Source organism: Pseudaminobacter soli (ex Zhang et al. 2022), from assembly GCF_014595955.1.
GTDB classification, from domain to species: domain Bacteria; phylum Pseudomonadota; class Alphaproteobacteria; order Rhizobiales; family Rhizobiaceae; genus Kumtagia; species Kumtagia pseudosoli.
In genome coordinates this window covers 201863-208497 of record NZ_JABVCF010000013.1, presented here as the reverse complement: position 1 = coordinate 208497, position 6635 = coordinate 201863, and the positions used below count along the sequence as shown (strand labels likewise).

Annotated in this window: 14 protein-coding genes and 1 pseudogene; all 15 read left to right on the top strand. The window is 63.3% G+C overall.

The window, feature by feature from the left end; translation table 11 throughout:
- Nucleotides 1-76, top strand: a pseudogene (locus HUI96_RS22865) (EF-Tu/IF-2/RF-3 family GTPase); the annotation flags it as partial.
- A gap of 67 nt (nucleotides 77-143) precedes the next feature.
- The gene (gene rpsJ / locus HUI96_RS22860) at nucleotides 144-452 is read left to right on the top strand and encodes a 30S ribosomal protein S10 (protein WP_007066362.1); all 309 of its coding nucleotides are present in this window, start codon (nucleotides 144-146) and stop codon (nucleotides 450-452) included.
- A 62-nt stretch (nucleotides 453-514) separates the two neighbouring features.
- On the top strand, nucleotides 515-1231 hold the full coding sequence (gene rplC, locus HUI96_RS22855; RefSeq protein ID WP_188257009.1) for a 50S ribosomal protein L3: 717 nt from the start codon (nucleotides 515-517) through the stop codon (nucleotides 1229-1231).
- On the top strand, nucleotides 1231-1851 hold the full coding sequence (gene rplD / locus HUI96_RS22850; protein WP_188257008.1) for a 50S ribosomal protein L4: 621 nt from the start codon (nucleotides 1231-1233) through the stop codon (nucleotides 1849-1851). The genes rplC and rplD overlap by 1 nt, the downstream gene beginning before the upstream one ends.
- Complete coding sequence (locus HUI96_RS22845) at nucleotides 1848-2141, top strand: 50S ribosomal protein L23 (RefSeq protein ID WP_188257007.1); 294 nt, start codon at nucleotides 1848-1850, stop codon at nucleotides 2139-2141. The genes rplD and HUI96_RS22845 overlap by 4 nt, the downstream gene beginning before the upstream one ends.
- Nucleotides 2142-2161: 20 nt before the next feature.
- Nucleotides 2162-2995: a 50S ribosomal protein L2 gene (gene rplB / locus HUI96_RS22840; protein WP_188257006.1), complete on the top strand. Its 834-nt coding sequence runs from the start codon at nucleotides 2162-2164 to the stop codon at nucleotides 2993-2995.
- Between the two features lie 16 nt (nucleotides 2996-3011).
- Complete coding sequence (gene rpsS, locus HUI96_RS22835) at nucleotides 3012-3290, top strand: 30S ribosomal protein S19 (protein WP_188257005.1); 279 nt, start codon at nucleotides 3012-3014, stop codon at nucleotides 3288-3290.
- 1 nt (nucleotide 3291) lies between these two features.
- Nucleotides 3292-3678: a 50S ribosomal protein L22 gene (gene rplV / locus HUI96_RS22830; protein WP_188257004.1), complete on the top strand. Its 387-nt coding sequence runs from the start codon at nucleotides 3292-3294 to the stop codon at nucleotides 3676-3678.
- Nucleotides 3678-4400 (top strand): 30S ribosomal protein S3, encoded by a 723-nt coding sequence (rpsC, locus tag HUI96_RS22825; RefSeq protein WP_188257003.1) that lies wholly within the window; start codon nucleotides 3678-3680, stop codon nucleotides 4398-4400. Before rplV ends, rpsC begins: the two co-directional genes overlap by 1 nt.
- Before the next feature lie 26 nt (nucleotides 4401-4426).
- Nucleotides 4427-4840, top strand: coding sequence for a 50S ribosomal protein L16 (gene rplP, locus HUI96_RS22820; RefSeq protein ID WP_188257002.1), 414 nt, complete (start codon nucleotides 4427-4429; stop codon nucleotides 4838-4840).
- A gap of 15 nt (nucleotides 4841-4855) precedes the next feature.
- Nucleotides 4856-5053, top strand: a complete 198-nt coding sequence (rpmC, locus tag HUI96_RS22815) for a 50S ribosomal protein L29 (RefSeq protein ID WP_188257001.1) — start codon at nucleotides 4856-4858, stop codon at nucleotides 5051-5053.
- A gap of 11 nt (nucleotides 5054-5064) precedes the next feature.
- Complete coding sequence (gene rpsQ / locus HUI96_RS22810) at nucleotides 5065-5310, top strand: 30S ribosomal protein S17 (protein ID WP_188257000.1); 246 nt, start codon at nucleotides 5065-5067, stop codon at nucleotides 5308-5310.
- A gap of 65 nt (nucleotides 5311-5375) precedes the next feature.
- Nucleotides 5376-5744: a 50S ribosomal protein L14 gene (rplN, locus tag HUI96_RS22805; protein WP_188256999.1), complete on the top strand. Its 369-nt coding sequence runs from the start codon at nucleotides 5376-5378 to the stop codon at nucleotides 5742-5744.
- 12 nt (nucleotides 5745-5756) lie between these two features.
- On the top strand, nucleotides 5757-6071 hold the full coding sequence (gene rplX, locus HUI96_RS22800) for a 50S ribosomal protein L24 (protein ID WP_188256998.1): 315 nt from the start codon (nucleotides 5757-5759) through the stop codon (nucleotides 6069-6071).
- Nucleotides 6064-6621 (top strand): 50S ribosomal protein L5, encoded by a 558-nt coding sequence (rplE, locus tag HUI96_RS22795; RefSeq protein ID WP_188256997.1) that lies wholly within the window; start codon nucleotides 6064-6066, stop codon nucleotides 6619-6621. The genes rplX and rplE overlap by 8 nt, the downstream gene beginning before the upstream one ends.
- Nucleotides 6622-6635 lie beyond the last annotated feature (14 nt).

Below are 6635 nucleotides of genomic sequence, written 5' to 3'. Positions count from 1 at the left end.
GGAGAAGCTGCGCTTCGCCATCCGCGAGGGCGGCCGCACCGTCGGCGCCGGCGTGGTCGTCAGCATCCAGGAATAAGAAGCAAGCAATCGATCTGTCGCGGGCGGGAGTACGCCCGCGCCGCGCCAGAACAAGGAATGGACGCATGAACGGCCAAAATATCCGCATCCGCCTCAAAGCGTTTGACCATCGTGTGCTCGATGCTTCGACCCGGGAAATCGTGTCGACCGCCAAGCGCACCGGCGCCAACGTGAGAGGCCCGATCCCGCTGCCGACGAGGATCGAAAAGTTCACGGTCAACCGCTCGCCGCACATCGACAAGAAGAGCCGCGAGCAGTTCGAGATGCGCACGCATAAGCGGCTGCTCGATATCGTTGATCCGACGCCGCAGACCGTTGACGCGCTGATGAAGCTCGACCTCGCCGCAGGTGTCGACGTCGAAATCAAGCTCTGAGAGCTGAACCATGAGCCCGATCGGCGAAAGCCGAGAAGGCTCCTCTGAAGGAATTTGAACCGATGCGTTCAGGTGTTATCGCACAGAAGTTGGGAATGACCCGCATCTACAATGATGCCGGCGAGCATGTCCCCGTCACCGTTCTCCGCATGGAGAGCTGCCAGGTCGTGGCTCAGCGCACCAAGGAAAAGAATGGCTACACCGCCGTTCAGCTCGGCGTTGGCCTTGCCAAGGTCAAGAACACCTCGAAAGCGATGCGCGGCGTTTTTGCCGGCGCCTCCGTCGAGCCCAAGGCGAAGCTTGCCGAATTCCGCGTCTCCGACGAGAACCTTCTCGATGTCGGCGCGGAGATCACCGTCGACCACTTCGTCCCCGGGCAGAAGGTCGATGTCACCGGCACGACCACCGGTAAGGGCTTCCAGGGCGTCATGAAGCGCCACAACTTCGGTGGCGGTCGCGCGACCCACGGTAACTCCGTGTCGCACCGTACGCACGGTTCGACCGGTCAGCGCCAGGACCCCGGCAAGGTGTTCAAGGGCAAGAAGATGGCCGGCCACATGGGTGCGACCCGCGTGACCACGCAGAACGTCGAGGTCGTCTCGACCGACGCCGACCGCGGCCTGATCCTGATCCGCGGCGCCGTCCCGGGCACCAAGGGCGCCTGGATCCTCGTCCGCGACGCCGTCAAGGCCTCGCTGCCGGAGAACGCGCCGAAGCCCGCCGGTCTGCGCGCCGCCGCTGCCAAGAACGAAGCTCCGGCCACCGAGGGAGCCGAATAATGGACATCAAGATTTCAACGCTCGGCGGCGATGACGCCGGCAAGGTCGAGCTTTCGGACGCAATCTTCGGGCTCGATCCTCGCGACGACATCCTGCAGCGCGTCGTTCGCTGGCAGCTTGCCAAGAAGCAGCAGGGCACGCACAAGGCCAAGGGCCGCGCCGAGATCAATCGCACCGGCGCCAAGATGTACAAGCAGAAGGGCACGGGCCGCGCCCGTCACCATTCGGCTCGTGCTCCGCAGTTTCGCGGCGGCGGCAAGGCTCATGGTCCGGTGGTCCGCAGCCACGAGCATGACCTTCCGAAGAAGGTCCGCGCACTCGGGCTGAAGCATGCGCTGTCGGCGAAGGCCAAGGCTTCGAGCCTGATCGTCGTCGACGAACTGGCGCTCGCCGATGCCAAGACCAAGGGGCTGGTTGCGAATTTCGAGAAGCTCGGTCTCTCGAACGCGCTGGTCATCGGCGGCGCCGAACTTGACCAGAACTTCAAGCGCGCCGCCGCCAACATTCCGAACATCGATGTCCTGCCGGTCCAGGGCATCAACGTCTACGACATTCTGCGCCGCGGCACGCTGGTCCTTTCGAAGGCCGCCGTCGAGGCCCTCGAGGAGCGCTTCAAATGACGGATCTTCGCCACTATGACGTGATCGTCAGCCCGGCGATCACCGAAAAGTCGACCATGGCTTCGGAGCAGAACCAGGTCGTCTTCAACGTCGCCAAGAAGGCGACGAAGCCCGAGATCAAGGCAGCGATCGAGGCGCTGTTCAGCGTCAAGGTCACTGCCGTGAACACTCTGGTCCGCAAGGGCAAGGTGAAGCGGTTCCGCGGCACTGTCGGCCGGCAGAGCGACGTCAAGAAGGCCGTGGTCACCCTGGCCGACGGCCACTCGATCGACGTCGCCACGGGTCTCTGAAAAGGCGTGAGGACAGTAAGATGGCATTGAAGCACTACAAGCCGGTCACGCCGACCCTGCGCCAGCTGGTCATCGTCGACCGCTCGGCCCTGTACAAGGGCAAGCCCGTGAAGGGGTTGACCGAGGGTCTTAGCGGCTCCGGCGGACGCAACAACCACGGCCGGGTCACCGCCCGGTTCATCGGCGGTGGTCACAAGCGCGCCTATCGCATCATCGACTTCAAGCGCCGCAAGGTCGACATGACCGCCACGGTGGAGCGTCTGGAGTACGATCCGAACCGCTCGGCCTTCATCGCTCTGGTGAAGTACGAAGACGGCGAACTGCAGTACATCCTGGCGCCGCAGCGCCTGGCTCCCGGCGACAAGATCGTCTCCGGCGAGGCTGTGGACGTGAAGCCCGGCAATGCGATGCCGCTGTCGTCCATGCCGGTCGGCACGATCATCCACAATGTCGAGCTGAAGCCGGGCAAGGGTGGGCAGGTCGCGCGTTCGGCCGGGTCCTACGCTCAGCTGGTCGGCCGCGACCAGGGCATGGCGATCCTGCGCCTGAATTCGGGCGAGCAGCGCATCGTCCACGGCTCCTGCTTCGCCACTGTCGGCGCGGTGTCTAATCCGGACCACGCCAACATCAACGACGGCAAGGCCGGCCGCACCCGTTGGAGGGGCAAGCGCCCGCACAACCGCGGCGTCACCATGAACCCGGTCGACCATCCGCACGGTGGTGGTGAGGGCCGCACTTCGGGCGGACGCCATCCGGTCACCCCGTGGGGCAAGCCGACCAAGGGCAAGAAGACGCGGTCCAACAAGGCGACCGACAAGTTCATCGTGCGCTCGCGCCATCAGCGCAAGAGCTAAGAAGAGGTAACGCGAAGTGACCCGTTCAGTCTGGAAAGGTCCGTTCGTCGACGGCTTTCTTCTCAAGAAGGCCGACAAGGTGCGCGATAGCGGCCGCAACGAGGTGATCAAGATGTGGAGCCGCCGCTCCACCATCCTGCCGCAGTTCGTCGGCCTCACCTTCGGCGTCTACAACGGCCAGAAGCACATCCCGGTCAGCGTGTCGGAAGACATGGTCGGCCACAAGTTCGGCGAGTTTGCTCCCACCCGGACCTATTACGGCCACGGCGCGGACAAGAAGGCGAAGAGGAAGTAAGATGGGCAAGGCCAAAGCTCCGCGCAGGCTTGCTGACAACGAAGCGCGTGCCGTCCTGCGCACGATCCGTGTCAGCCCGCAGAAGCTGAACCTGGTTGCCGCGCTGATCCGCGGCAAGAAGGTTCACACCGCGCTTTCCGACCTGGAGTTCTCGCGCAAGCGCATCGCCGGCACGGTGAAGAAGACGCTCGAGTCCGCCATCGCCAATGCCGAGAACAATCATGACCTCGATGTCGACGCGCTGGTCGTCGCCGAGGCCTATGTCGGCAAGTCGATCGTCATGAAGCGCTTCCATGCCCGTGGCCGCGGCCGCGCCAGCCGCATCGAGAAGCCGTTCTCGCACCTGACCATCGTGGTGCGGGAAGTGGAAGAGAAGGAAGCCGCCTGATGGGTCAGAAAATCAATCCGATCGGCCTGCGCCTCGGCATCAACCGCACCTGGGATTCGCGCTGGTACGCGAACACCGGTGAGTACGGCAAGCTGCTGCACGAGGACATCAAGATCCGTGAGTACCTGAAGGGCGAGTTGAAGCAGGCGGCGGTCTCCAAGATCGTCATCGAGCGGCCGCACAAGAAGTGCCGCGTCACCATCCATGCTGCGCGTCCGGGCCTCATCATCGGCAAGAAGGGCGCCGACATTGAGAAGCTTCGCAAGAAGCTGACTGAGATGACGAAGTCCGAGACGCACCTCAACATCGTCGAGGTACGCAAGCCGGAGACCGACGCCACGCTGGTCGCGCAGTCGATCGCGCAGCAGCTCGAGCGCCGCATCGCGTTCCGCCGTGCCATGAAGCGTGCCGTGCAGTCGGCCATGCGTCTCGGCGCCGAGGGCATCCGTATCAACTGCTCGGGCCGTCTCGGTGGCGCGGAGATCGCGCGCATGGAGTGGTACCGCGAGGGCCGGGTGCCGCTGCACACGCTGCGCGCCGACGTCGATTACGGTACGGCCGAGGCACAGACCGCCTACGGCATCTGCGGTGTGAAGGTTTGGGTTTTCAAGGGCGAGATCCTCGAGCACGACCCGATGGCTTCCGAGCGCCGGGCGACCGAGGGCGATCACGGCCATGCGGGTGAGCGCGGCGAGCGCGGCCGGCGTCGCGAGAACGCCTGAGAGCATAGGATTTTGGAGTAAGAACGATGTTGCAGCCGAAGCGCACAAAGTTCCGCAAGCAGTTCAAGGGCCGCATCCATGGCGCCGCGAAGGGCGGCACCAATCTGGATTTCGGTGGTTTCGGGCTGAAGGCGCTGGAGCCGAACCGCGTGACTGCGCGTGAGATCGAGGCGGCCCGCCGCGCGATCACCCGCGAGATGAAGCGTCAGGGCCGTGTCTGGATCCGCGTGTTCCCGGACGTCCCGGTAACCTCGAAGCCGACCGAAGTCCGCATGGGCAAGGGTAAGGGCGGTGTCGATTACTGGGCATGCCGCGTGAAGCCGGGTCGCGTGATGTTCGAGATCGACGGCGTCTCCGAGGAGATCGCACGCGAGGCGCTCCGCCTCGGCGCGGCGAAGCTCTCGGTCAGGACTCGTTTCGTACAACGCATTGCCGAATAAGAAAGGGGCCTGACCATGAAGATTGCAGACATCAGGGCGAAGACCCCGGACCAACTCGACGATGAACTGGCCGCGCTGAAGAAGGAGCAGTTCAACCTGCGCTTCCAGAAGGCCACCGGCCAGCTCGAGAAGACGGCCCGCGTGAAGCAGGTCCGCCGCGACATCGCCCGCATCAAGACCGTTGCCGCCGAAACCGCGGCCAAGAAGGCTTAAGGACGAAGAAAATGCCGAAGCGCATCCTGCAGGGCACCGTCGTCAGCGACAAGAACGACAAGACCGTAGTGGTCAAGGTCGAGCGCCGCTTCACGCACCCGGTGATGAAGAAGACCGTGCGTATGTCCAAGAATTACAAGGCGCACGACGAGAACAACAGCCACAAGGTCGGCGACACCGTGTTCATCCAGGAATCGCGGCCGATCTCGAAGGACAAGCGCTGGGTCGTGGTGACCGAAGCGCAGGCCTCTCAATAACAACGAATTTGGAAAAGCCGGGGAGGGTGACTGCCCATCCCCAGACATGAAGAAGGCGGCCAGTCATGATTCAGATGCAAACAAACCTCGACGTCGCGGATAATTCCGGCGCGCGTCGTGTCATGTGCATCAAGGTGCTGGGCGGCTCGAAGCGGAAGTACGCCTCGGTCGGCGACATCATCGTGGTGTCGATCAAGGAAGCGATTCCGCGCGGCCGCGTGAAGAAGGGCGACGTGATGAAGGCGGTTGTGGTGCGCACCGCCAAGGACATCCGCCGTCCCGACGGCAGCGTGATCCGTTTCGATAACAATGCGGCCGTTCTGGTCGACAACAAGCGCGAGCCGATCGGCACGCGTATCTTCGGGCCGGTTCCGCGCGAGCTCCGCGCCAAGAACCACATGAAGATCATCTCGCTCGCGCCTGAAGTTCTCTAAGGAGCCGGAACAATGCAGAAGATCCGCAAAGGCGACAAGGTCGTCGTTCTGTCCGGCAAGGACAAGGGCCGTTCCGGCGAAGTGCTGCGCGTCATGCCGAAGGATGACAAGGCGCTCGTGCGCGGCATCAACATCATCGTGCGCCATCAGCGGCAGACGCAGGCGCAGGAAGGCGGGCTCATCCGCAAGGAAGCCCCCATCCATCTGTCCAACATCGCCCTGGCCGATCCGAAGGATGGCAAGCCGACCCGCGTCGGCTTCCGCATCGAGGCCGACGGCAAGAAGGTGCGCGTCGCTAAGCGCTCGGGAGAAGTGATCAATGGCTAAGGCAGATTACCAGCCCCGGCTGAGAAAGGTCTACGAAGAGACCATCCGCAAGCAGATGCTCGAGCAGTTCAAGTACGACAACGTGATGCAGATTCCGCGTCTCGACAAGATCGTGCTGAACATGGGCGTCGGCGAGGCGACCGGCGACTCCAAGAAGCCGTCCGTTGCCGCTGCCGACCTGGCAATGATCGCCGGCCAGAAGCCGGTGATCACCCACGCCCGCAAGTCGATCGCGCAGTTTAAGGTTCGCGAGAACATGCCGATCGGCACGAAGGTGACGCTCAGGAAGGAGCGCATGTACGAGTTCCTCGACCGCCTCGTAAACATCGCGCTGCCGCGCGTCCGCGACTTCCGCGGCCTGAACCCGAAGAGCTTCGACGGGCGTGGCAACTATGCCATGGGTATCAAGGAGCACATCGTGTTCCCCGAGATCAACTACGACAAAGTCGACCAGATCTGGGGAATGGACATCATCGTTTGTACGACTGCGAAGACGGACGACGAAGCCAGGGCGCTGCTCAAGGGCTTCAACTTCCCCTTCCGGCAGTAACGGCAGCGAGCAAA

Bases quoted from the DNA above. Each gene is read 5' to 3' on its own strand.
- rpsJ (WP_007066362.1), top strand. From the start codon at position 144: ATGAACGGCCAAAATATCCGCATCCGCCTCAAAGCGTTTGACCATCGT.
- rplC (WP_188257009.1), top strand. From the start codon at position 515: ATGCGTTCAGGTGTTATCGCACAGAAGTTGGGAATGACCCGCATCTAC.
- rplD (WP_188257008.1), top strand. From the start codon at position 1,231: ATGGACATCAAGATTTCAACGCTCGGCGGCGATGACGCCGGCAAGGTC.
- HUI96_RS22845 (WP_188257007.1), top strand. From the start codon at position 1,848: ATGACGGATCTTCGCCACTATGACGTGATCGTCAGCCCGGCGATCACC.
- rplB (WP_188257006.1), top strand. From the start codon at position 2,162: ATGGCATTGAAGCACTACAAGCCGGTCACGCCGACCCTGCGCCAGCTG.
- rplV (WP_188257004.1), top strand. From the start codon at position 3,292: ATGGGCAAGGCCAAAGCTCCGCGCAGGCTTGCTGACAACGAAGCGCGT.
- rpsC (WP_188257003.1), top strand. From the start codon at position 3,678: ATGGGTCAGAAAATCAATCCGATCGGCCTGCGCCTCGGCATCAACCGC.
- rplP (WP_188257002.1), top strand. From the start codon at position 4,427: ATGTTGCAGCCGAAGCGCACAAAGTTCCGCAAGCAGTTCAAGGGCCGC.
- rpmC (WP_188257001.1), top strand. From the start codon at position 4,856: ATGAAGATTGCAGACATCAGGGCGAAGACCCCGGACCAACTCGACGAT.
- rpsQ (WP_188257000.1), top strand. From the start codon at position 5,065: ATGCCGAAGCGCATCCTGCAGGGCACCGTCGTCAGCGACAAGAACGAC.
- rplN (WP_188256999.1), top strand. From the start codon at position 5,376: ATGATTCAGATGCAAACAAACCTCGACGTCGCGGATAATTCCGGCGCG.
- rplX (WP_188256998.1), top strand. From the start codon at position 5,757: ATGCAGAAGATCCGCAAAGGCGACAAGGTCGTCGTTCTGTCCGGCAAG.
- rplE (WP_188256997.1), top strand. From the start codon at position 6,064: ATGGCTAAGGCAGATTACCAGCCCCGGCTGAGAAAGGTCTACGAAGAG.